The sequence below is a fragment of the Janthinobacterium sp. SUN033 genome, assembly GCF_030397595.1.
In the GTDB taxonomy this organism is placed as follows: domain Bacteria; phylum Pseudomonadota; class Gammaproteobacteria; order Burkholderiales; family Burkholderiaceae_D; genus Janthinobacterium; species Janthinobacterium kumbetense.
In genome coordinates, this window is the sequence record NZ_JAPQNV010000005.1 from 170504 (window position 1) to 194600 (window position 24097).

Consider the following 24097-nt stretch of genomic DNA (forward strand, 5'->3'; position numbering starts at 1 on the left):
ATGCGGACGCGGCTGGCGATGAACAAGGCATAGATCTTGCGAGGATGGACTGGTTTTGGCGGTGGAATCCTGTATCCCAGGGGGAAGCCAGTACAAGCGCACCAATACGGTGCGACAGATAATCGAGATGAAGGGTATTACATGAAGTCACCATGGATGCGGCGCGTGGCGCTGCTCGCCTGCCTGGCCACCCTGCCGCTGGCGGCCGTTGCCGCCGATGCCCCCAGCGCCGCGGCCGCGCCGGTCAAAACCTTGCGCTATATCTTGCCGGCCGCCGAGACGGGCTTCGATCCGGCCACCGCGCGCGACCTGTATTCGAACCACATCACGCAGGCTGTCTTCGACACCCTGTACACCTATGATTACCTGGCGCGCCCTGTCAAGGTGGTGCCCGGCGCGGCCGCCGCCATGCCGGAAGTGTCCGCCGACGGCAAGACCTACACCATCCGCCTGAAAAAAGGCATCCTGTTCACGCCCGATGCGGCGTTCGGCGGCAAGCGCCGCGAACTGACGATGGCCGATTACGTGTATTCGTGGAAACGATTGTTCGACCCGCGCCTCGCTTCGCCGCACAGCTGGCTGTTCGAAGGCAAGGTGGTGGGGCTGGACGACCTGGCCAAGGAAGCGGCCAAGGCGAACAAGCTGGACTTCAACAAGAAGGTGGCCGGCCTGGAAATTCTCGACCCGTACACCTTGCGCATCACGCTGACCAAGACGGATTTCAACTTCCCCATGATCCTCGCCTACGTGCCGACGGCCGCCGTGGCGCGCGAAGTGGTGGACAAATACGGCGACGTGAAGGGCGAAGTGGGCTCGAATCCCGTCGGCACCGGCTACTACACGCTCGGTGAATGGACGCGCGGCAACCGCATCGTCCTCAACCGCAACCCGCAGCACTTGCCGGAAACGTGGAATTTCATGGCCGGCGACGACCCGGACGACCAGCGCATCGTGCGCCAGATGCAGGGCAAGCGCATTCCTGCCATCGACCGCATCGAAATTTCCGTGATGATTGAAGACCAGTCGCGCTGGCTGTCCTTCCAGAGCGGCGGCACGGACGTGTTCTGGCTCGACGGCCCGCTGGCGCCGAAAGCATTGCTGAACGGCAAGCTGCGTCCCGAACTGGCGGAGAAGGGCGTGCAACTGTCGCGCTTGCTGGACCCGGAGATCAGCTATTACTACTGGAACATGGAAGACCCCACCCTCGGCGGCTTCAGCAAGGAAAAGATCGCGCTGCGCCGTGCCATTGCCATGGCGCACAATATCGATGAAGAAATCCGCATCATCTGGAATGGCCAGGCCAAGCGCCTCGACTATCCGATACCGCCCGGCGTCGTCGGCTACGATCCCCACTACAAGAGCCTGCTGCAATACGATCCCGTGCTGGCCAATAAATTGCTGGATAAATTCGGCTACAAGAAGGGCGCCGATGGCTGGCGCACCTTACCGGACGGCAAGCCGCTCCTGATCCGCTACGCTTCGCGCAACGAAGCCAATGGCGTGCTGCAGGCGGAAATGTGGCGCAAGACCTACAACTCGCTGGGCATCCGCATGGAAAACGACCGCATGATCTTCTCCGACATCCTCAAGACGGAAAAGCAGTGCAAGATGCAGACGCGCACGGCGCCGTGGCTGGCCGATTATCCGGACGGCGACAACTTCATGCAGCTGTTCTACGGCCCGAACACGCACCAGAACAACAATGGCTGCTACCAGGACCCCGAGTACGATAAATGGTACGCGGCCAGCCAGGCCATGCCGGCCAGCCCCGAGCGCGACGAGCTGTTCCACAAGATGGCGCGCCGCCTGGAAGTCAATGCGGGCGCCCTGATCGGCTACGCGCGCTACCGCAACATGCTGGCGCAAAAGTCGGTGCAGGGCTACAAGAAGCACCCGATCCTGTTCCAGGAATGGGCGTACATGGATATCGACAGCACGGGCACGCCTGTGGCGCCTGTTGCCGATTCTGCTAAAAAATAAGCGCGGCTTATAACAACAAGGAATCATTATGTTTGCTTATATCCTGCGCCGCTTGTGGCAGATGCTGCCCACCATGCTGGGCGTCGTCCTGCTGGTGTTTATCTTGTTCAACTGGGTGGGCGGCGACCCCGCCTACATCCTGGCCGGCAAGATGTCGAGTGCGGAAAGCATCGCCAACATCCGCCGCCAGCTGGGCGTCGACCAGCCGTACTACGTGCAACTGTGGATCTTCATCAAGCAGATCGTCACGTTTGACTTCGGCCAGAGCTGGGCGACGGGGGAATCCGTGTCGCACATCATCACGTCGCGCCTGGGGCCGTCGATGATGGTGCTGATCCCGCTGACCGTGCTGGAAACGTTTTTTGGCGTGGCGCTGGCGCTGGCCATCGCGTTTGTGCGCGGTTCGCTGACGGACCGCGCCGTCATGATCGCCTGCACGGTGGGCATGTCGATTTCCATCCTCGTCTACATCATCGTCTTCCAGTACGGCTTTGCCTACAAGCTGGGCCTGTTCCCCGTGCAAGGCTGGGGCGACAGCTTCTGGGAAAACCTGCTGCGCTATTCCACCTTGCCCATCCTGATCGGCCTGGCCGTGTCGATCGCGCCCACGCTGCGCCTGTTCCGCACTTTCGTGCTGGACGAGGCCAACCAGGATTACGTGCGCACGGCGCGCGCCAAGGGCTTGAAGGAAGGCCGCATCATGTGGGTGCACGTGCTGCGCAATGCCGGCATTCCCATCATTACCTATGTGATGTCGAACTTGCCGGCCCTGCTGATCGGCGCTTTCCTGCTCGAGCGCTTCTTCGGCATCCCCGGCATCGGGCGTGAAGTGATTCTGGCCGTCGAGCGCAGCGACTTTCCGGTGATCAAGGCGATCACCGTGTACGTTGCCGCCGCCACCATGCTCTTCAACCTGCTCACCGACCTGCTGTACCAGGCGGTCGATCCTCGCGTACAACTGAAGTAGAAAGAGACGATGTCGAAACCTCATACATCGCCCGGCCTGTGGGCCCTGGCGTGGCGCCGTTTGCGCGGCGACAAGATTGCAATGGTATCGCTGGCCGTGGTCGGCGCCTTTTTCCTGCTGGTGCTGGCCTCCGCCAGCGGCCTGGTGGCCTCGAACTGGGAAGACGAAGTGGCCGTCAGCTATGCGCCGCCCACGTTTGTGGGCGCCGACAAGGACGCGGCCGCGGCCGGCGACGGGGCCATTCCCCTGGCCGACGAGCGCAGCGCGCCCACGCCCGTCAACGTGCTCGATCCGCTGGCCGACGACATCGCCGAATTGCGCGCCGAGTTGAAAAGCGATCCGTCCGCCGGCGTCGACATGTATGGCGTCACGGACCCGCTGGCCGACGACTTGACGGCCTTGCGCGCCGGCATGGGCAAGGCCAAGAAACTCGTCACGCACAAGGCGGCAACACTGCCGTTCGGCGCCGACAAGTGGGGCCATGACATCCTCCAGAAAACCATCAAGGGCGGCGAAACCTCGATCGTCGTGGGCCTGGTGGCCGCCTTGCTGGCCGTCGTGCTGGGCACCATCTTTGGCGCCGTGTCCGGCTACTTCGGCGGCATCGTCGATGATTTCTTCAACTGGTTCTACAGCATCTTCACGTCGATCCCGTCCATCCTGATGATTTTGACGGTGGCGGCCGTGCTGCAGCAAAAGGGCGTGCTGACCATCGTGCTGATCCTGGGCTTGACGGGCTGGACGGGGCCGTACCGCCTGATCCGCGCCGAATACATCAAGCACAAGGCGCGCGAGTACGTGATGGCGGCCGACGCCATCGGCGCCTCGCACTGGCGCAAGATGTTCTCGCACATCTTCCCCAACGTCAGCCACGTGGCGCTGGTGCAGATGTCCATCCTCGTGGTGGGCTTCATCAAGGCGGAAGTGATCCTGAGTTTCCTCGGCTTTGGCGTGCCGGTGGGCACCGTCTCGTGGGGCAGCATGCTCAACGAGGCACAAAATGAACTGATCCTGGGCAAATGGTGGCAGTTGACAGCCGCCGCCACGGCGATGGCCGTGCTGGTGACGGCGTTCTCGCTGTTTACCGATGCCTTGCGCGATGCGCTCGACCCCAAAGTGAAATAGGAGTTGCTCATGGACCAGAATAACCTGTTGGAAGTGCGCGACCTGCGCGTCACTTTCCGCCTGGACAAGAAGACCACGTTCGAAGCCGTCAAGGGCATCTCGTTCAACGTGCCGCGCAACAGCACCGTCGCCCTGGTGGGCGAATCGGGCAGCGGTAAGTCCGTCAGCTCCCTGGCTGTGATGGGCTTGTTGCCGCCGGACAATACCATCATCGACCCCGCTTCCAGCATCCATTTCGGCGGGCGCGACTTGCTGCAACTGTCGATCGCCGAGCGGCGCACCATGTGCGGCAAGGATATCTCGATGATCTTCCAGGAACCGATGTCGTCCCTGAACCCAGTCTTCACGGTGGGTTTCCAGATCGCCGAAGTGTTGCGCCAGCACATGGGCATGAACCGCAAGCAGGCGCGCGCGCGCACCCTGGAATTGCTCGAGGAAGTGGGCATACCCGACCCTGCCACGAAAATCGACGCCTACCCGAGCCAGATGTCGGGCGGCCAGCAGCAGCGCGTGATGATCGCCATGGCCATCGCCTGCGAACCGAAGCTTTTGATCGCGGACGAGCCGACGACGGCGCTGGACGTGACGATCCAGAAGCAGATCATGGACCTCATCGCAGCGCTGCAAAAGAAACACCAGATGTCCGTGCTCTTCATTACCCATGACCTGGGCCTGGTGGGAGAGATTGCCGACCAGGTGATCGTCATGCGCCACGGCGAAGTGCGCGAGACGGGGGATGTGCGGCAAGTGTTTGAAGCGCCGCAAGACAGTTATACGAAAGCGCTGCTGCATTGCCGCCCGTCCCTGGACGAGCGCCCTTGGCGCCTGCCCGTTATCGCCGATTATATGGATGGCAAGGCGGGTCCCGGCATCGAGGTGAAGCAGCGCACGCGCGGCTACACGCCGGGCGACGAACCCGTGCTGGTGGTCAATAACTTGAGCAAAAGCTTTTATACGCGTACAGGCTTGTTCGGCAAGCGCGAATTCCAGGCCGTCAAGGATGTGTCGTTCACTTTGCCCCGCGGAAAAACGCTGGGCGTGGTGGGCGAGTCCGGTTCCGGCAAGACGACGGTGGGCCTGACCCTGCTGCGCCTGCACCAGGCGACGGGCGGCACGGCCATGTTCCACGGCAAGGACCTGATCGCCATGCCGAACAAGGAGTATTTGCCGTATAAACGCCGCATCCAGATCATCTTCCAGAATCCATATGCCTCGCTGAACCCCCGCTTCACGGTGGGACAGATCCTGCTGGAACCCATGCGCATCCACAAGATCGGCGCGACGGACCAGGAACGCATCGCCAAGGCCTACTGGCTGCTCGATAAAGTCGGCTTGCCGGAACAGGCCTTCCACCGCTATCCGCACGAGTTTTCCGGTGGACAACGCCAGCGCATTGCCATTGCCCGCTGCCTGACGATGCAGCCGGAAATTCTCGTCTGCGACGAATCCGTGTCGGCGCTGGACGTGTCGGTGCAGGCGCAGGTATTGAACTTGCTGCAGGATTTGCAGGATGAATTCGGATTGTCGTACATCTTCATCTCGCACGATTTGTCCGTCGTCAAATACATCGCCGACCAGGTGATGGTGATGCACAAGGGGCAAGTGGTGGAACTGGCCGATTCGGATGAGCTGTACCGCAATCCCGTGCATCCGTACACGCGCACGTTACTAAGCGCCATACCGAAGGGCGTGCAAATATAAACACGCTTTTACGGTAAGATAGCGGCCATGCCCAACCTCATTTACCTGCTCGAACATTACGGTGTCCTGATTGTCTTTGGCATCGTGCTGGTGGAGCAGCTCGGCCTGCCGATTCCCGCCTTTCCCATCCTCGTGGTGGCGGGGGCGCTGGCCGTCGATGGCGACATGAATGGGGGACTGGTGCTGGCCGCCGCGCTCAGCGCCTGCCTGATCAGCGACTTCACGTGGTTCCGCGCGGGTCGCCATTTCGGCAAGCGCATCCTGCGGCTGCTGTGCCGCATCTCGCTGTCGCCCGATTACTGCGTCAGCCAGACGGAAGACAAATTCAAGCGCTGGGGCCCGAAAGCCCTGATCGTCTCCAAGTTCGTGCCGGGATTCAATACCGTGGCCGCGCCCATGTCGGGCGCGCTGGGCACGCCGCCGGGCCTGTTCTTCCTGTACGCGGGCCTGGGCGCCTTGCTGTGGACGGGCACGGGCATCGTCGTCGGCGTGATTTTCCATGCCAGCGTGCAGCAGGTGCTCGACTTGCTCAGCACCATGGGCAGCACGGCCTTGCTGATGCTGGCCACCTTGCTGGGCTTGTTCCTGCTGTACAAATTCCTCGAACGCCGGCGTTTCCGCCAGGCCTTGCAGATCGAGCGCATCGGCATCGATGAATTGCTCGAACTCATAGAGCAGGGCGAAGAGCCGCTGATGGTCGATGCGCGCAGCGCCACGGCGCAGGCGCTGGAACCGGCCGTGCCGGGCGCCTTGTTCTTCAATGGCAAGGAACCGGTGCCCGCCATGATCGCCATGGACAAGGACCGCCACATCATCGTGTATTGCAGCTGCCCCAACGATGTGACGGCCGCGCAAGTGGCCAAGCTGCTGCACCAGCACGGCTTCCACCGGGCCAAGCCCCTGCATGGCGGCCTCGATGCGTGGAATGCCGCCTACCGCTCGGACCAGCCGGCGCCCGCGAGCCTGCTGGGCGAAGGCTTTCCCTCCTGATCCGGGCTGCCGGCGGCACGCCAGGCTGGCAATAAAACCCGCAGTAAAAACCGGTAGTAATAATACGAAAACACCTTTGCGGCGCGCCCAGGAAGGCAGCGCCGCACCAGCGCCGCCGCGTACCAAGCGGCTTTGCGCAAACTCCGGCATACTCTGTTTTCAAGGTGATTCCTGCTGCTGTGCAGCATGCTTTTCGCGTGCCTGACGAGTGCAAGTACTTACTATAAATCATTGTTTCTAAGCAATTTTGACGCTGCCTGTTGCATTTGGAGTGGAACTACCAATAAAGGCTTGTTTTGATGTACTTAAACTACAAACTTTGCTTGCCTCCGGGCGCATTCATCCTTTAAGCTTGGCGTCCCATGCGTCCCACTTCATCATTTAAAATCATGAGCGCTTCGTCTTCTCCCGTACTGCCGACTTCCGCCTTCGCCGATGGACCGCGCCTGCTGGCCGACGTGGGCGGCACCAATGCCCGTTTCGCCCTGGAAGTGGCCGCCGGCCACATCACCCTGGTGGAAGTGTTGCCCTGTGCCGATTACCCGAGCCTGTCCGCCGCCCTGCAAGCCTACCTGGCCCTGCCGCACATCGCCGCGGCCGGCGGGCAAGCCGTGCGCCATGCCGTGATCGCCATCGCCAATCCGGTCGACGGCGATTTCCTCAGCATGACGAACCACCACTGGTCGTTCTCGATCCGCGCCATGCGCGAAGAGTGCGGTTTCACGACGCTGGACGTGGTCAACGATTTCACGGCCCTGGCGCGCGCCTTGCCGCAGTTGTCCAACGAGCAAAAGCACCAGGTGGGCGCGGGCACGGCCCGTCCGAACACGGCCATCGGCCTGATCGGCGCCGGCACGGGCCTGGGCGTATCGGGCCTGATTCCTTCGCATGGCGGCTGGATCGCCCTGCAAAGCGAAGGCGGCCACGTCAGCTTCGCGCCGTTCAATGAAACGGAAGTGAGCATTCTGCAGTTTGCCTGGCGCGAATACGAGCATGTCTCGGCCGAGCGCCTGATTTCCGGCGATGGCCTGGAATTGATCTACCGCGCCCTGGCCGACCGCGCGGGCGTGCCGGCGGAAGACTTGCCGGCGGCGGAAATCACGCGCCGCGCGCTGGCTGGCGAATCCCAGCTGTGCGACGACGTCATCGAAGCGTTCTGCTGCATGCTGGGCACGGTGGCGGGCAACGTCGCCGTCACCCTGGGCGCGCTGGGCGGCATCTATATCGGCGGCGGCATCGTGCCGCGCCTGGGCGCACGTTTCGACCGCTCCGGCTTCCGCGCCCGCTTCGAGCGCAAGGGCCGCTTCGCCAATTATGTCTCGCAAGTGCCGACCTTCGTCATCACGGCGCAATACCCAGCTTTCCTGGGCGCATCGGCCATTCTCTCGGAGAAACTCGCCTCCCTGTGATGCGGGCAGCGGGCGGGATGTCGCGCCAGAGCCGGGTAAAACGCGTGTTTTACCCGGTTTTGCGCTTTTCCGCTTTTTATCAGGTACAATTGGCATCGTTGGATGAAACGACGACTGTCGCTTTCCCGTCTGGCTGCATCGTCGCCACGGGAAAAGCAGCTGCTCCGGAGTTCGTTTCATTGCTGGTTATTTAAGGCCAGCACCATGGATGGCAGGACTTTCACTGCATCCGCTTTAGTCCCGCTTTGCGCGCATCGGCCAAGGCGTCGGAAAAACAGCCTCAACTAGTAACCCAGCACGGCGTCATCATCGATGTCTGCCCTCTGTTACGTTGAAATGAACGTTTTTGATTTCTTTCTCTGCATACGAATTGCAACACACATCCGCACAGAATTGCTATGAATACAATTGAGGCTAAAAAAGTCCTCGAAACCGCGTTGCTGTGCGCTCGTGAATCGCTGACGATCCACAGCTTGAAGAAGCTGTTCGTCGATGCGGACGAGAATGGTCGCGTGCGTGGCGTCGGCGTCGGTGCCGACACGATCAAGCAATTGCTGGAAGAGTTGCGCGATGAGTGGGAAGGGCGCGGCATCGAGATCGTCAGTCTCGCTTCGGGCTGGCGCTTTCAAAGCCGCCCGGAAATGAAGATGTATCTCGATCGCCTGACGCCCGAGCGGCCGCCCAAGTATTCGCGGGCGACCCTGGAAACCCTGGCCATCATCGCCTACCGCCAGCCGGTGACGCGCGGCGATATCGAGGAGATTCGCGGCGTTGCCGTCAATTCGCAGACGATCAAGATGCTGGAAGACCGTGGCTGGGTCGATGCCATCGGTTACCGCGATGTGGTGGGACGGCCGGCCTTGCTGGCCACCACCAAGCAGTTTTTGGATGACCTGGGTTTGCATTCGCTGTCCCAGCTGCCGCCGTTGCAGCAAATCAGTGAAATGCAGGGCAATGGGCTGGAAGCCCTGGAAGCAGCCCTGCAAGAGAATTTTGACAAGGCAAGCAATGAGCTTGCCCCCCAGCTTGGTGCAGGTAGCAATACGGCTGTGACAGATGTAGATGTGACAGCAAGCCTTGATGCCGGCCCCGATGCTTCGCCCACGGACGAAGCCTACACTCACGACCCTGCGCCAGAACTAACGGTTGACGCTGCGCCAGGTCAGCACAGCCAAGAAACGAAGAATGAATAATCCGAACACACCCGAGACAGTAACCGCCAGCGACGAAGCCATCGTTGCCAAGCCCAAGCGCCGCACCAAGGCTCAGATCGAAGCCGATACGGCCGCTGCCGCCGCTGCAGGCGACACCGCCGCTGCCAAGCCGAAGCGCCGCACGAAAGCCGACGTGGCTGCCGATGCGCCCGTCGTCGTCGCCGCTGCTGAAACTGAAGCGGCGCCAGCCGCCAAGAAAACCCGCGCCAAGCCGGCCCTGAAGGCCGTGGCCGACGCCGCCGAAGCGGCTGCCGAGGCGGTTGCCGCTCCGGCACCGCGTCCGCCGCGCGCCCGCGCCGCCGCCAAGGCCGCTGCCGCCGTCGCTGAAACGGCGCCGGAAGTTGCTGCCGACAAGCCGGCCGAAGCGCGCCCGACGCGCGGTCCGCGCCAGATGCGTGGTGTACAGGCGGAGCGCGCGCTGCGCCAGCCGCCGCGCGCCGAAGCGCCGCAGGCAGCGGAAGCCGCCCCTGCCGCCGAGCAAGCTGCCGCGCCTGTCGCCGATGTGTTCGATGCCGAAGGCAACCTCGTCTCCGGCCCGCGCCTGCCGCGCGGTCCGCGCAACGACGTGCCGGGCGCCGGCAAGAATGCCGGCAAGAGCCGCAAGAAGGGCAAGGGCCGCCAGGCTGCGCCGGGCAAGCTCAGCGACGCTGATGCTGTCTTCTCGTTCGTCACTTCCGACGCGTTCGACAGCGAAGAAGGCGGCACGGGCCGCGTACAGAAAGCCGTCGTGCGCCGCGACCTGACCTCCGACGACGATGCGCCGAAGCTGCACAAGGTGCTGGCCGAAGCCGGTCTCGGTTCGCGCCGCGACATGGAAGACCTGATCATTTCGGGCCGCGTATCCGTCAATGGCGAGCCAGCCCACATCGGCCAGCGCATCCTGCCGAGCGATCACGTGCGCATCAATGGCAAGTTGATCCAGCGCCGCGTCAGCAAGAAGCCGCCACGCGTATTGGTCTACCACAAGCCGGCCGGCGAAATCGTCAGCCATAATGACCCGGACGGCCGTCCATCCGTATTCGACCGCTTGCCGACCATGAAAGCCGGCAAGTGGCTGGCCGTTGGCCGCCTCGACTTCAACACGGAAGGCTTGCTGCTGTTTACCACTTCCGGTGACCTGGCCAACCGCCTGATGCACCCGCGCTACGGCATCGACCGCGAGTACGCCGTGCGTACCCTGGGCGAGCTGGAAGAGGGCATGCGCCAGAAGCTGCTGGCTGGCGTCGAGCTGGAAGACGGCCTGGCGCAGTTCTCGAAGATCGCCGATGGCGGCGGCGAAGGCATCAACAAGTGGTACCGCGTGGTGATCGGCGAAGGCCGTAACCGCGAAGTGCGCCGCATGTTCGAAGCCATCGGCCTGACCGTTTCGCGCCTGATCCGTACCCGCTACGGCGCCATGACCCTGCCGAGCGGCCTGAAACGCGGCCGCTGGGAAGAGATGGATGAAAATACCGTGCGCGACCTGCTGACCGCCTACGGCATCGAAAAGAAAATGCCGGCATCGGGCGACCCCCGCGCCGCTGGCGCCGCCAAGGGTCGCGAAGCGCGCAAGGCCAGTCGCGATGACGAGCCGAATGGCAACCGCATCGATGTGAGCAACCGCAACGCCGATCCTTTCCCGGTCGCGCCGCGCCGTGGCCAGCCGCAAGGCCAGTTTGCCCGTCCGCAAGGCCAGGGTCGCCCAGGCGGCGCCGGCCGTCCAGGCGACGCGCGTGGTCCTGGTCGTGGTCAGCCGCAAGGTCCGTTCCAGGGTGGTCAGCCCCGCTCGTCGGCATCGTTCGAAGGCGCGCCGCAAGGCCAGGGTCGTCCGCCGCGTGCGGCAGGCCAGGGTCAAGGCCGTCCGGGTGGCGAAGGCCGCGCACCGCAGCGCGGTCCGCGCCAGCCCGATCCGCTGCAAACGGCGTTCGGCTTCGCCAACACGGGTCCGCGCCGCAATACGGGGGGCGGTGGTGCTGGTGGGCAACGTTCCGGTGGCCAGCCGCGTGGCGGCATGGATCGTGGCGGCATGGATGGCATGCCGCGCCGCCGCAGCAAAGGTTAATCGGGAAGAGTTTCTTCTTGCGCGCCCGCCGATCTGCCGCGGGTGCGCGCTCTTGTAACTGTTGTAAGCCGGGCCGCTCCGCGTGTGCGGCATTGCGGCGAAGTTAATAAGAGGTTATAATCTGCAGCCTAATAAAAGTTCTCCGCAGGGTTGTTTGGTGGGGAGTGCTTTCATCTGGTTGGGGAAATACAAGAAGATGGGCAGATGCCCATTTTTTTTTTGTTGAACCGTTTGTAATGGCTCCGCAAGGGGCCATATATGACTTGAATGCGTGTTTTTGCATGTTGTAGGCGCCCGATGTGGCGCTGTCATGCCGAAAACGGGCCTTATTTCTGGAGAATTTCTTGCAGCAGTTGGGATTAATTGAAAAGACAGTTACAGGTCTGGGCTATGAGCTCGTTGATGTCGAACGTGCCGAGCGCGGACTGCTGCGCGTCTTTATTGATTTCAGCGCCGCCGATGCCGCTGAAAAAGGTCCGATCACGGTCGAAGACTGTGCCACGGTGAGTCACCAGTTATCGCATGTGTTGACGGTAGAGAACGTTCCTTACGAGCGCCTCGAGATTTCTTCCCCGGGTCTGGATCGTCCGGTGCGCAAGCTGGAAGACTTTGTCCGTTTCGCAGGTCAGGAAATCATCGTCAAGCTGATGGTGGCGATGCCGGGTACGAACAACCGGAAATCGTTCCAGGGGATCTTGCAAGAACCCGTGGGCGATAAATTGTCGTTGGAATTTGAAGGTAAGGATGGTCCGGCGATGTTGGAGTTTACGCTCGCGGATGTGGATAAGGCACGCTTGGTGCCGCAGGTGGTTTTTAAGGGACGCAAAGCATGAGCCGCGAAGTTTTATTATTGGTTGACGCGCTGGCGCGCGAAAAAAACGTCGATAAAGATGTCGTCTTCGGCGCCCTCGAATTCGCGTTGGCGCAAGCCACGAAGAAACGGTATGAGGGTGAGGTAGACATCCGCGTTTCGATCGACCGCGAAACGGGCGAATTCGAATCGTTCCGCCGCTGGCACGTGGTGCCCGATGAAGCGGGCCTGCAATTGCCGGATCAGGAGATCCTGCATTTCGAGGCAAAAGAACAGATTCCGGATATCGAAGTCGATGACCACATCGAAGAACCGATCGAATCCGTCGAATTCGGCCGCCGTTTCGCCCAGGATACCAAACAGGTCGTCCTGCAGCGCGTGCGTGACGCCGAGCGCGAACAGATCCTGGTCGACTTCCTGGAACGCGGCGATTCGCTCGTCACCGGCACCATCAAGCGCATGGAACGTGGCGACGCCATCGTCGAATCGGGCAAGATCGAAGCGCGTCTGCCGCGCGACCAGATGATTCCGAAAGAGAATCTGCGTATCGGTGACCGCGTGCGTGCTTTCATCTTGCGCATCGACCGCAACATGCGCGGCCCGCAAGTGATTTTGTCGCGTACCGCGCCAGACTTCATCATGAAGCTGTTTGAACTGGAAGTGCCGGAAATCGAGCAAGGCATGCTGGAAATCAAATCCGCAGCCCGTGATGCTGGCGTCCGCGCCAAGATCGCCGTCTACACGGCCGACAAGCGCATCGACCCGATCGGTACTTGCGTCGGCATGCGCGGTTCGCGCGTGCAGGCCGTGACCGGCGAACTCGGCGGCGAACGTGTCGACATCGTGCTGTGGTCGGAAGATCCGGCGCAGTTCGTCATCGGCGCCCTGGCGCCGGCGAACGTGTCGTCGATCATGGTCGATGAAGAAAAACACGCGATGGATGTCGTCGTGGACGAAGAAAACCTGGCAATCGCGATCGGCCGTTCCGGCCAGAACGTGCGCCTGGCCTCGGACCTGACCGGCTGGAAGATCAACATCATGACGGCCGAAGAATCGGCTGACAAAGCTGCCCAGGAAACGGCTGCCGTGCGCATCCTGTTCATGGAAAAGCTCGATGTCGACCAGGAAGTGGCCGATATTCTGGTGGAAGAAGGTTTCGCCAGTCTGGAAGAAATCGCTTACGTGCCAATTTCCGAAATGCTGGAAATCGAATCGTTTGACGAAGATACCGTCAATGAACTCCGTACCCGTGCGCGTGATGCGCTCGTGACCGAAGCGATTGCTTCGGAAGAGGGTCTGGAAGGCATGGACGAGGCGTTGGTCGGTCTGGAAGGCATGGACCGCATTACCGCCGGCAAGCTGGGTCTGGCTGGTATCAAGACCGTTGAAGCATTTGCAGCACTGGCATACGACGAATTTGGCGCAATCCTGGCCTTGTCTGCGGACCGTGCGCGTGAACTGATTACAAGTGAATTTAAAGATGTGACCGACGATGAGATGAAGTTGGTTGACTCGAAATACGACGATCGTGCCAAGGCGTTGCAAGCCAAGGCATGGAGTCTGGCCGAATCCGCAAAGGCTTAATTTGAGTATCTTTATCATCTCCGCGACACATAGAAAAGAGGACTGAATGGCGAGTAACAACGTAGCCCAATTTGCCACCGAACTGAAGATGCCTGCAGATTTGCTGCTGACGCAGCTGCGTTCTGCCGGCGTCGAGAAAAGTTCGACGTCAGATCCATTGTCGAAAGATGATAAGGACAAGCTTTTGGATCATCTGCGCCGCACACACGGCGCAGCGGCTGACACAGAAAAGAAGAAAATCACCGTGACCCGCAAGGAAACGACTGAAATCAAGCAAGCTGACGCCACCGGCAAATCGCGCACCATCCAGGTGGAAGTGCGCAAGAAACGCACTTTCGTCCAGCGTGACGAAGCTGCGCCGGTCGCGGCTGAACCGGTCGCGCCTGCCGCACCGGTGATCGATCCCGCCGACGTGGCGCGCCGTGAAGAAGAAGCCCGTAAACAGGCTGAACTGATCGCCCGCCAGGAAGCCGATCTGCGCGAAAAGCAAGAACGTCTGGCCAAGCTCGACGCGGAAAAAGAAGCCCAGGCGAAAGCCACGCAACAGGCTGAATTGGCTGCGAAGAAAGAAGCTGAAGCGGAAGCGAAGAAAGCGGCCGCCAAGGCTGCCGCCGCGCCTGCCGCCAGCGCCGCTGCGCCTGTCGTTGACGACGCCGCCGCCGAAGCGAAAAAAGCTGCTGCCGCTGAAGAAGCGAAGAAGAAAGCCGCCGCCGCTGCTGTTGCCGCCAAGGAAGCCGCTGACAAAGCGGAAGCCACCGAGCGTGCACGCAAGGCCGTGGCCGACGAAGTCGCCCAGATCAAGGCCATGATGAACGCGCCACGCCGCGCCATCAAGGCTCCTGAGCCTGCGCCGGTACCGGTCAAGCCGAAGGCGCCGGAAGGCACGCTGCACAAGCCTGCGGACAAGAAACCTGGCGACAAGCCGGGCGACAAGAAGCCTGCTGTTGCAGACAAGAAATCCATCAAGTCGGCGAATGTGTCGTCCACCTGGTCCGATGACGCGAAAAAACGCGGCACCACCGGTGGTCCCAAGCCACGCGGCAACAGCGGCCCAGGCGGCCGTGACAGCTGGCGCGGTGGCGCGAAGGGCCGTCGCCCGACGCACCATGACGACCGTGAATCGAACTTCCAGGCTCCTACGGAAGCCGTCGTCAAAGACGTGCACGTACCGGAAACGATCACCGTGGCCGAATTGGCGCACAAAATGTCCGTCAAGGCATCCGAAGTCATCAAGCATTTGATGAAATTGGGCCAGATGTGCACGATCAACCAGGTGCTGGACCAGGAAACCGCCATGATTCTGGTGGAAGAAATGGGCCACAAGGCGTTTGCCGCCGAACTGGACGATCCGGAGGCGCTGCTGGCCGACGTGGGCGAACACGCGCACTTCGAAACCAAGCCACGCGCACCGGTGGTCACCGTCATGGGTCACGTCGACCACGGCAAGACCTCGCTGCTGGACTATATTCGTCGCGCCAAGGTTGCTTCCGGCGAAGCGGGTGGCATTACGCAGCATATCGGCGCTTACCACGTCGATACGCCACGCGGCATGATCACCTTCCTCGATACCCCGGGTCACGAAGCGTTTACCGCCATGCGTGCCCGTGGCGCCAAGGCAACCGATATCGTCATTCTGGTGGTTGCCGCCGACGATGGCGTGATGCCGCAAACGAAAGAAGCGATTGCCCATGCGAAAGCAGCCGGCGTACCGCTGGTGGTGGCGATCAACAAGGTCGACAAACCAGGCGGCAACGTTGACCGCGTGACGCAGGAACTGGTCGCCGAACAAGTCGTGCCGGAAGAATACGGTGGCGAATCGCCATTCGTGCCGGTGTCGGCAAAAACGGGTCAAGGTATCGACGACCTGCTGGAACAAGTGCTGTTGCAAGCCGAAGTGCTGGAACTGACGGCACCGGTCGAAGCGCCTGCGCGCGGCCTGGTAGTCGAGGCGCGTCTGGACAAGGGCCGTGGTCCTGTCGCGACGATCCTGGTGCAGTCCGGTACCTTGCGCCGCGGCGACGTGATCCTGGCTGGCTCTTCGTATGGCCGTGTTCGCGCCATGCTGGACGAGAACGGCAAAGCCATCGCTGAAGCGGGTCCTTCGATTCCGGTCGAAATCCAGGGCCTGACGGAAGTGCCGGTTGCCGGTGAAGAAGTCGTCGTCATGGCTGACGAGCGCAAGGCGCGTGAAATCGGTCTGTTCCGTCAAGGTAAGTTCCGCGACGTGAAACTGGCGAAACAGCAAGCTGCGAAACTGGAAAACATGTTCGACCAGATGGCCGAAGGCGAAGTGAAAAACTTGCCATTGATCATCAAAACCGACGTGCAAGGTTCGCAAGAAGCGCTGGTCGGTTCGCTGCAGAAACTGTCGACCTCCGAAGTGCGCGTACAAGTGGTCCACGCTGCCGTCGGCGGCATCACGGAATCGGACGTCAACCTGGCAGTCGCCTCGAAAGCGGTCATCATCGGCTTCAACGCCCGTGCTGATGCCCAGGCACGCAAGCTGGCCGAGTCGAATGGCGTGGACATTCGCTACTACAACATCATTTACGATGCGATCGACGAGATCAAATCGGCGTTGTCGGGCATGTTGGCACCAGAGAAACGCGAAACCGTCATCGGCCAGGTCGAGATCCGCCAGGTTATCCTGGTCTCGAAAGTGGGCGCGATTGCCGGTTGCCTGGTCACCGATGGCGTGGTCAAGCGTGCTTCTTCCGTCCGCCTGTTGCGCAACAACATCGTGGTGTGGAGCGGCGAGATCGACTCCCTGAAACGCTTCAAGGACGATGCGAAAGAAGTTCGCGCCGGTCTGGAGTGCGGCCTGTCGCTGAAGAACTACAACGACATTCAGGTTGGCGACACGCTGGAAGTGTTCGAAGTCCAGGAAATCGCTCGTACCCTGTAATCACAGCAGCAATGGCGCGGACATATCTTTGTCCGCGCAAACACGTGGGGCGCATTGGTCAACGGGCAACCGTTTGACCCATGCGCCCTGCGGCACTTAGGACAGCATAAAATCATGGCTAAACATAGCAAAACCATGCCAGCGCGCGGCTTGCGCGTGGCCGACCAGATCCAGCGCGATCTGGCAGAAATCGTCGCCTACGAATTGAAGGACCCGCGCGTCGGCACGATGATCACCATCACCGAAGTGCAGATCACGCCCGATTACGCGCACGCCAAGGTGTTTTTCACGATGTTGAAAGACAGCAAGGAAGCCATCAAGAACACCACCGAAGGCTTGATGGCCGCGGCCGGCTTCATCCGTGGCTTGCTGGGCAAGCGCCTGCACATCCACACCTTGCCGATGTTGCATTTCGTGCACGACAGCTCGACCTCGCGCGGCATGGAAATGTCCTTGCTGATCGACAAGGCCAACGCCACGCGCGCGGCTGACGCCGAGCCGGACGCGAAACCCGAGACGGACGAGCAATAACAGTGGCGGGTCCGAAGAAACCACCGGGCATCAAGCGGGTGCGCGACCTGGTCGATGGCGTCTTGCTGCTGGATAAGCCTGTCGGCTGGTCCAGCAACGACGCCCTGATCAAGGCCAAGCGCGTGCTGAACGCGAAGAAGGCGGGCCATACGGGCACGCTGGATCCGTTCGCCACGGGCCTGTTGCCGCTGTGCTTTGGCGAGGCGACGAAATTCTCGCAGGACTTGCTGGAAGCCGATAAGACCTACGAAACCCTGGTGCACCTGGGGCAGACGACGGATACGGGCGACACGGAAGGCGAAGTGCTGGAAACGCGCGACGTCAACGTCACCGAAGAGCAGATCGAAGCCGTGCTGGCGCAGTTCCGCGGGCCTATCCTGCAGACGCCGCCCATGTACTCGGCCTTGAAAAGGGACGGCAAGCCCTTATATGAGTATGCAAGGGCCGGCATCACCCTGGAACGCGAAGCGCGCCCGGTGACCATCCACAAGCTCGAGTTCCTCGGCTACGAAGCCCCGTTCCTGAAATTGTCCGTGATGTGCAGCAAGGGCACGTATATCCGCGTGCTGGGCGAAGACATCGGCCATGCCTTGGGTTGCGGCGGCCATTTGAACGCCTTGCGCCGCACGCAGGTGGGCAACCTGACCCTTGACGGCGTCGTCACGCTCGATGAATTGACGGCGCACGCCGCGCCGTTGAGCTTGTTGGCGCCCGTCGATGCATTATTGTCGAGTTTCCCCGCCGTCCAGCTGACGGAAGAATTGGCCAAGCGTTTCCTGCACGGCCAGCGCATCGCGCTGGGCAAGGAAGACGTCGCCGTGCCAGCCGAGCCGGGCAGGGTGCGCGTGTATCACGACAGCAAACTGCTGGGCACGGGCCAGTTGCAGGAATACAGCATCCTGGCGCCAGAACGCTTGATTGCCACGGCGCATCAATAAGTCACAGCAACGTCATATTACCCAGCGACACTCGTTAAACAGTGTCGCTTTTTTAAACAAACCGTCCCCGACTGCGGGAGCCGCCAGCATTTTTAGATAGCGTTGCAACGCAACATGCTATACTACGCGGTTCCGGAAATAGATTAGCATTCGGGTATCTCGTACATCTTGTACGCACTCCGCAGTTTTTCAGTAACTACTACGACCATGTCAAATACAAAACGCGCAATTCGTAATATCGCCATTATCGCCCACGTTGACCACGGCAAAACCACGCTGGTGGATCAGCTGCTGCGCCAGTCCGGCACCTTCCGTGAAAACCAAGCGGTCGACACCCGAGTCATGGACTCGAACGACCTGGAAAAGGAGCGCGGCATTACGATTCTGTCGAAGAACTGCGCCGTTGAGTACGAAGGCACCCACATCAACATCGTCGACACCCCAGGCCACGCCGACTTCGGCGGCGAAGTGGAACGTGTTCTGTCGATGGTGGACTCGGTTCTGCTGCTGATCGATGCGCAAGAAGGCCCGATGCCGCAAACCCGTTTCGTCACGCGCAAGGCGCTGGCACTTGGTCTGAAGCCTATCGTTATCGTCAACAAGATCGACCGTCCAGGCGCACGTCCGGACTGGGCCATCAACCAGACGTTCGAACTGTTCGACAAGCTGGGCGCTACCGACGAACAACTGGACTTCCCTATCGTTTACGCTTCGGGCTTGAACGGCTATGCCGGCCTGACCGAAGACGTGCGCGGCGGCGACATGAAGCCGATGTTCGACGCCATCCTGGAACACGTTCCAGTACGTGACGACAATCCGGAAGGCCCGCTGCAAATGCAGATCACCTCGCTGGACTACTCGTCGTACGTCGGCAAGATCGGCATTGGCCGCGTCAACCGCGGTACCGTCAAAGTCGGCCAGGACGTGCTGGTCATCAATGGCCCAGGCGCTACCCCGATCAAGGGCCGCATCAACCAGGTGCTGAACTTCAAGGGCCTGGAGCGCGTGCTGGTGGACGAAGCCGTCGCCGGCGACATTTGCCTGATCAACGGTATCGACGAAATCGGCATCGGTTCGACCCTGTGCGCAGTGGACACCCCAGAAGCGCTGCCTATGCTGACCGTCGACGAGCCGACCCTGACCATGAACTTCATGGTCAACAACTCGCCACTGGCTGGCCGCGAAGGCAAGTTCGTTACCTCGCGTCAACTGCGTGACCGTCTGGAAAAAGAATTGAAAGCCAACGTTGCTCTGCGCGTGGCACCAACCGACGACGACACGATCTTCGAAGTATCGGGCCGCGGCGAGCTGCACCTGACGATTCTGATCGAAAACATGCGTCGCGAAGGCTTCGAGCTGGCCGTTTCGCGTCCACGCGTGGTCTTCAAAATGGTCGATGGCGTGCGCCACGAGCCGTTTGAAAACCTGTCGGTCGACGTGGAAGAAGCCAACCAGGGCGGCGTCATGGAAGAACTGGGCCGTCGTCGTGGCGACCTGCAAAACATGGAATCGGATGGCAAGGGCCGCGTGCGTCTCGAGTACCTGATCCCGGCACGTGGCCTGATCGGCTTCCAGGGCGAATTCATGACCCTGACCCGCGGCACCGGCCTGATGAGCCACGTATTCCATGAATACGCACCAGTCGACAACACCCGTGGCGAAATGGCTGGCCGTCGTAACGGCGTGCTGATCTCGCAAGACGACGGCGCCGCTGTTGCTTACGCCATCTGGAAACTGCAAGACCGCGGCCGCATGTTCGTGTCGCACAATGACCCGGTCTACGAAGGCATGGTCATCGGTATCCACTCGCGCGACAACGACCTGGTCGTCAACCCGATCAAGGGCAAGCAGCTGACCAACGTGCGTTCGTCGGGTACCGACGAAGCGGTGCGCCTGGTACCGCCAATTCAGATGTCGCTGGAATACGCAGTCGAATTCATCGAGGACGACGAACTGGTGGAAATCACGCCTAAATCGATCCGTCTGCGCAAGCGCTTCCTGAAAGAGCACGAGCGTAAAAAAGCGTCGCGTGATTCGTAATCTGTTGTAGAGCATGGCCTGCGGGCCATGCCGCTCCGGCCCGCTGCGCCGCGTCACCGTCACTGGTGAGGCGCGCAGCGGGTTTGTCATTTGCAGCTCCTGTTTTTTGTAGACACCATGACTTCCTCTTCTTTGCCTTCCCGCCGCCTGTCCGTTGCCCCCATGATGGACTGGACCGACCGCCATTGCCGCAAGTTCCACCGTGAAATCACGCGCCACACCTGGCTGTACACCGAGATGGTGACGACGGGCGCGCTCGTGTACGGCGACGTGGAGCGCCATCTGCGCTTCAACGAGGAAGAGCATCCGGTGGCGCTGCAGCTGGGCGGCAGCGACCCGGCAGACCTGGCCACCAGCGCCAAGCTGGGCCAGCAGTGGGGTTACGACGAGGTCAACCTGAACTGCGGCTGCCCGTCCGAGCGCGTGCAAAAGGGCGCGTTCGGCGCCTGCCTGATGGCCGAGCCGCAACTGGTGGCCGACTGCGTGAAAGCCATGCGCGACGTGGTCGATATCGACGTCACGGTGAAACACCGCATCGGCATCGACGACAGCGAATCGTACGACTTCGTGCGCGACTTCGTCGGCACCGTGGCCGACGCCGGCTGCAAGACGTTTATCGTGCATGCGCGTAACGCCATCCTGAAAGGGCTGAGTCCGAAGGAAAACCGTGAAGTGCCGCCCCTTAAGTATGACTATGCCTACCGTTTGAAGCGTGATTTTCCGCAATTCGAGTTCATTATCAACGGCGGCATCAAGACGCTCGAGGAAATCGACCTGCACCTGCAGCACCTCGACGGCGTGATGCTGGGCCGCGAGGCGTATCACAACCCGTACGTGATGGCGCAGTTCGACCAGCGCTATTACGGCGACGACGCTCCCGTCAAAACGCGCGAACAGGTGCTCGAAGCGATGATTCCTTATATTAGTGCGCAGCTGGAGAAAGAAGCGGGGCGCTTGAAGCTGAACAGCGTCACGCGCCACATGCTGGGCCTGATGCAAAACCTGCCCGGTGCGCGCGGCTTCCGCCAGACCTTGTCCGATTCGAAGAAGCTGGCTTCGGGCGACCCCCGTTTGCTGCTGGAAGCGGCGGCGCGCCTGTCGTTGCCTGCCTGATGAGCGGCGATTGCCATGGTCTTGCGCGCCAGATTGACGGCTACCTGCAAGCCGTCAGCGCGCTGAAGGACGATGGCAGCCTTTTCGCATGCTCCTGTCTGGGCCCCGTGGCACCGCAGGCGGCGTTCGACGCGCTGTGCCGCGCGCTGGAGATCGCACCGGACGGCATGCGCCTGCAGCCGATCGGGAGCGTGGTGTGCAGCGGCGTCCTGTGCACGCCGCGCCAGTGGCTGCTCGAGCGCTTGCACCCGGCGAGCGAGGCCGACCGCCAGCCGCTCGATGCGCGCCTGTTCGATGGTTTCGAGAGCGAACTGGCCGTACTGCTGGGCAGTGCGCCCCGCTGGTATCAACTGGTATCGTCCGGTCAGCGCAGCCTGACCAGTCAATTGGGCGCCATCTGGAGCGTCTTTGTCTTTGGTACAGAGCGTCACGCCTATGTGATGCATTGCAGCTGGGACCGCTGAGCAAACTTGTCTATACCGGTGCCCCGGCGCACTGGTATTGTCCGCACCACCCCCTCCTCTGAATACCACTTCCGAAACGATGTCATATGGCTATGCCATGTGTTGTAAATGCGCTGTTTCGGCGCACGGCCGCACTGTCGTGGGGCATTTCTATGGGGCAAGAAACGGCGTTGTTGCCATTTCCCCGAAGAAAGTTAATCAGCCATTTATTCAGGTACTTATTGCTTGCTTTGAGGCAAAATTTACACCTATAATTGATTATAGACAAATATTTCTCATATGAATGTTTGATGTTGATCTCACATCATCGGTGTCAAAAATTCAGTCCGTGGAACAAATTTGCATTCGCAGTCACTGGGGGTTTTCAGGGCTGTTGTAGACCAGGAAGTACCCCAGGCTGCGTGCGGCCGGATACCGCCAGCATACCAATGGGTAAGGGCGGATGCCGGTGTTGCGCAGCCTTCGTCTTGTCGTGCCGGGCAAAAATCCTTATCAATAGTTTCATTTACGAAGAGCCGAAATGAATTTAGCAAAAATGAAGGTTGGTACCCGCCTGGGCCTGGGTTTCGCCCTGGTACTGGTTCTGCTGGTGGCCGTGACCGTCCTCGGCATCGCGCGCATGGCGCAAATCCAGGAACGTCTCGATCACGTGATCAATGTCAACAACGTCGTCACCCGCCTGGTGATCGACATGCGTGGCAACGTCAGCGACCGCATCACCTCGCTGCGCATCCTGACCCTGATGACCGACGCGGGCGATATGGAGCCGGAAATGGCGCGTATCAAGACGCAAACGACCACCTATCAGGAAACGCAGAAGAAGCTCGAAGAGAAATTTGCCGTCGAGTCGACTTCTGAAGAAAAAGCCCTGCTGACCTCGATCAAGGAATACGAAGCCGCCGCCATGCCGGCCATCGCCAAGGCGTCCGCGCTGTGGATGGCCAACGATGCGGAAGGCGCCACGCGCGTGATGATCAAGGAAATCCGCCCGGTACAGAAAAAATGGATGGAAGCGCTGGAGCAACTGGCCGTGCTGGAAGACAAGCTCAATGAGCAGATGCAGTCGGACGCCCGCAAGGCATTCGACAGCGCGCGCCTGTTCATGATCATCCTCGGCGTACTGGCCGTGGCGATGGGCGTGGCGGCGGCACTGGTGATCACCCGCGGCTTGCTGAAACAGTTGGGCGGCGAACCTGACTACACGGCATCGATCGCCGGCAGCATCGCCAATGGCGACCTGTCGATCGGCATCCACACGCAGCCATCGGACAATTCCAGCCTGCTGGCGGAAATGAAGGAAATGCGCAACAGCCTGGTGGGCATCGTCGGCCAGGTACGTGTCGGTACGGAAACCATCGGCACGGCGTCGCGTGAAATTGCCGACGGCAATATCGACCTGTCGTCACGTACGGAAATGCAGGCCAGCGCGCTGGAGAAAACGGCGTCGGCCATGGAAGAGCTGACCTCGACCGTGAAACAGAATGCGGACAATGCGCGGGAAGCCAACAAGCTGGCTGCCACCGCCTCGGACGTGGCCCTGAAGGGCGGCTCCGTGGTGTCGCAAGTGGTTGACACCATGAGTTCGATCAATGAATCGGCGAAGAAAATTGTCGACATCATCGGCGTGATCGATGGCATCGCCTTCCAGACCAACATCCTGGCGCTGAACGCGGCCGTGGAAGCGGCACGCGCCGGCGAACAAGGCCGCGGCTTTGCCGTGGTGGCGTCGGAAGTGCGCAACCTGGCCCAGCGTTCCGCTGGCGCCGCGAAAGAAATCAAGATCCTCATCGACGATTCAGCCGAGAAGACGGAACGCGGTACGCGTCTGGTCGGCCAGGCTGGCGTGACGATGGGCGAAGTGGTCGACAGCGTGCGCCGCGTCACCGACATCATGAGCGAGATCGCCAGTGCCAGCCAGGAACAAAGCGCCGGCATCGAACAGGTCAACCTGTCGATCATCGAGATGGATGGCATGACGCAGCAAAATGCGGCCTTGGTGGAGCAGGCAGCCGCCGCGGCGCAAAGCTTGCAAGACCAGGCGGCCGAACTGGCCCACGTGGTCAGCATCTTCAAACTGGTCGAAGGCGAAGAAAAGCCGGCAGCGTATGTGCCGGCCCCCGTGGCGGCTGTGGCTGCGCCCGTTGCCGCGCGCAAGCCGGCGCCCGCATTGCGCCCGGTGAAATCGCTGGCACGCAAGGCGGAAGCGGCAGCTCCCGTGGCTGCTCCGGCGCCGCGCAAGGCGGCAAGCGCCGGCAACAATGACGAGTGGGAAGAGTTTTAAGCG

The 24097-nt window shown here is 61.1% G+C and carries 17 protein-coding genes; all 17 read left to right on the forward strand.

Features of this window, described 5'->3' with window-relative positions; genetic code table 11:
- The first annotated feature begins 141 nt into the window (after window positions 1-141).
- Complete coding sequence (locus OX460_RS21405) at window positions 142-1980, forward strand: ABC transporter substrate-binding protein (RefSeq protein WP_081345921.1); 1839 nt, start codon at window positions 142-144, stop codon at window positions 1978-1980.
- Window positions 1981-2008: 28 nt separating this feature from the next.
- Entirely contained in the window at window positions 2009-2947 is a 939-nt protein-coding gene (locus OX460_RS21410) for an ABC transporter permease (protein ID WP_034782513.1), read from the forward strand.
- A gap of 9 nt (window positions 2948-2956) precedes the next feature.
- Window positions 2957-4072 carry an ABC transporter permease gene (locus tag OX460_RS21415; RefSeq protein WP_289899864.1) on the forward strand — a complete coding sequence of 372 codons (1116 nt, stop codon included), beginning with the start codon at window positions 2957-2959 and terminating at the stop codon, window positions 4070-4072.
- A gap of 9 nt (window positions 4073-4081) precedes the next feature.
- Window positions 4082-5773, forward strand: a complete 1692-nt coding sequence (locus OX460_RS21420) for an ABC transporter ATP-binding protein (protein ID WP_289899865.1) — start codon at window positions 4082-4084, stop codon at window positions 5771-5773.
- A gap of 27 nt (window positions 5774-5800) precedes the next feature.
- Window positions 5801-6763, forward strand: coding sequence for a VTT domain-containing protein (locus tag OX460_RS21425; RefSeq protein WP_289899866.1), 963 nt, complete (start codon window positions 5801-5803; stop codon window positions 6761-6763).
- Between the two features lie 389 nt (window positions 6764-7152).
- Complete coding sequence (locus OX460_RS21430) at window positions 7153-8172, forward strand: glucokinase (RefSeq protein ID WP_077400303.1); 1020 nt, start codon at window positions 7153-7155, stop codon at window positions 8170-8172.
- Between the two features lie 398 nt (window positions 8173-8570).
- Window positions 8571-9365: an SMC-Scp complex subunit ScpB gene (scpB, locus tag OX460_RS21435; RefSeq protein ID WP_230538713.1), complete on the forward strand. Its 795-nt coding sequence runs from the start codon at window positions 8571-8573 to the stop codon at window positions 9363-9365.
- Window positions 9358-11427 (forward strand): 23S rRNA pseudouridine(2605) synthase RluB, encoded by a 2070-nt coding sequence (gene rluB, locus OX460_RS21440; protein ID WP_289899867.1) that lies wholly within the window; start codon window positions 9358-9360, stop codon window positions 11425-11427. The genes scpB and rluB overlap by 8 nt, the downstream gene beginning before the upstream one ends.
- Window positions 11428-11771: 344 nt before the next feature.
- Window positions 11772-12260 carry a ribosome maturation factor RimP gene (rimP, locus tag OX460_RS21445; RefSeq protein WP_035828693.1) on the forward strand — a complete coding sequence of 163 codons (489 nt, stop codon included), beginning with the start codon at window positions 11772-11774 and terminating at the stop codon, window positions 12258-12260.
- Window positions 12257-13822, forward strand: coding sequence for a transcription termination factor NusA (gene nusA / locus OX460_RS21450; protein WP_077400312.1), 1566 nt, complete (start codon window positions 12257-12259; stop codon window positions 13820-13822). The genes rimP and nusA overlap by 4 nt, the downstream gene beginning before the upstream one ends.
- Before the next feature lie 46 nt (window positions 13823-13868).
- On the forward strand, window positions 13869-16727 hold the full coding sequence (gene infB / locus OX460_RS21455) for a translation initiation factor IF-2 (RefSeq protein ID WP_099665291.1): 2859 nt from the start codon (window positions 13869-13871) through the stop codon (window positions 16725-16727).
- Window positions 16728-16841: 114 nt separating this feature from the next.
- The gene (gene rbfA, locus OX460_RS21460; protein ID WP_099665290.1) at window positions 16842-17258 is read left to right on the forward strand and encodes a 30S ribosome-binding factor RbfA; all 417 of its coding nucleotides are present in this window, start codon (window positions 16842-16844) and stop codon (window positions 17256-17258) included.
- 2 nt (window positions 17259-17260) lie between these two features.
- Window positions 17261-18196: a tRNA pseudouridine(55) synthase TruB gene (gene truB / locus OX460_RS21465; RefSeq protein WP_289899868.1), complete on the forward strand. Its 936-nt coding sequence runs from the start codon at window positions 17261-17263 to the stop codon at window positions 18194-18196.
- A gap of 207 nt (window positions 18197-18403) precedes the next feature.
- A complete protein-coding gene (typA, locus tag OX460_RS21470) occupies window positions 18404-20236 on the forward strand; it encodes a translational GTPase TypA (protein ID WP_076569139.1) in 1833 nt (610 codons plus the stop codon).
- Between the two features lie 117 nt (window positions 20237-20353).
- On the forward strand, window positions 20354-21349 hold the full coding sequence (gene dusA / locus OX460_RS21475; RefSeq protein ID WP_099665288.1) for a tRNA dihydrouridine(20/20a) synthase DusA: 996 nt from the start codon (window positions 20354-20356) through the stop codon (window positions 21347-21349).
- Window positions 21349-21813 carry a hypothetical protein gene (locus tag OX460_RS21480; RefSeq protein WP_289899869.1) on the forward strand — a complete coding sequence of 155 codons (465 nt, stop codon included), beginning with the start codon at window positions 21349-21351 and terminating at the stop codon, window positions 21811-21813. The genes dusA and OX460_RS21480 overlap by 1 nt, the downstream gene beginning before the upstream one ends.
- A gap of 520 nt (window positions 21814-22333) precedes the next feature.
- Window positions 22334-24094, forward strand: coding sequence for a methyl-accepting chemotaxis protein (locus OX460_RS21485; RefSeq protein ID WP_289899870.1), 1761 nt, complete (start codon window positions 22334-22336; stop codon window positions 24092-24094).
- The last annotated feature ends 3 nt before the right edge of the window (window positions 24095-24097 follow it).

Excerpts from the sequence above, each read along its gene's own strand:
- OX460_RS21420 (WP_289899865.1), top strand. The coding sequence starts at position 4,082 with ATGGACCAGAATAACCTGTTGGAAGTGCGCGACCTGCGCGTCACTTTC.
- OX460_RS21430 (WP_077400303.1), top strand. The coding sequence starts at position 7,153 with ATGAGCGCTTCGTCTTCTCCCGTACTGCCGACTTCCGCCTTCGCCGAT.
- OX460_RS21405 (WP_081345921.1), top strand. The coding sequence starts at position 142 with ATGAAGTCACCATGGATGCGGCGCGTGGCGCTGCTCGCCTGCCTGGCC.
- dusA (WP_099665288.1), top strand. The coding sequence starts at position 20,354 with ATGACTTCCTCTTCTTTGCCTTCCCGCCGCCTGTCCGTTGCCCCCATG.
- OX460_RS21485 (WP_289899870.1), top strand. The coding sequence starts at position 22,334 with ATGAATTTAGCAAAAATGAAGGTTGGTACCCGCCTGGGCCTGGGTTTC.
- OX460_RS21410 (WP_034782513.1), top strand. The coding sequence starts at position 2,009 with ATGTTTGCTTATATCCTGCGCCGCTTGTGGCAGATGCTGCCCACCATG.
- OX460_RS21480 (WP_289899869.1), top strand. The coding sequence starts at position 21,349 with ATGAGCGGCGATTGCCATGGTCTTGCGCGCCAGATTGACGGCTACCTG.
- OX460_RS21415 (WP_289899864.1), top strand. The coding sequence starts at position 2,957 with ATGTCGAAACCTCATACATCGCCCGGCCTGTGGGCCCTGGCGTGGCGC.
- nusA (WP_077400312.1), top strand. The coding sequence starts at position 12,257 with ATGAGCCGCGAAGTTTTATTATTGGTTGACGCGCTGGCGCGCGAAAAA.
- rbfA (WP_099665290.1), top strand. The coding sequence starts at position 16,842 with ATGGCTAAACATAGCAAAACCATGCCAGCGCGCGGCTTGCGCGTGGCC.
- rluB (WP_289899867.1), top strand. The coding sequence starts at position 9,358 with ATGAATAATCCGAACACACCCGAGACAGTAACCGCCAGCGACGAAGCC.
- infB (WP_099665291.1), top strand. The coding sequence starts at position 13,869 with ATGGCGAGTAACAACGTAGCCCAATTTGCCACCGAACTGAAGATGCCT.
- OX460_RS21425 (WP_289899866.1), top strand. The coding sequence starts at position 5,801 with ATGCCCAACCTCATTTACCTGCTCGAACATTACGGTGTCCTGATTGTC.
- typA (WP_076569139.1), top strand. The coding sequence starts at position 18,404 with ATGTCAAATACAAAACGCGCAATTCGTAATATCGCCATTATCGCCCAC.
- scpB (WP_230538713.1), top strand. The coding sequence starts at position 8,571 with ATGAATACAATTGAGGCTAAAAAAGTCCTCGAAACCGCGTTGCTGTGC.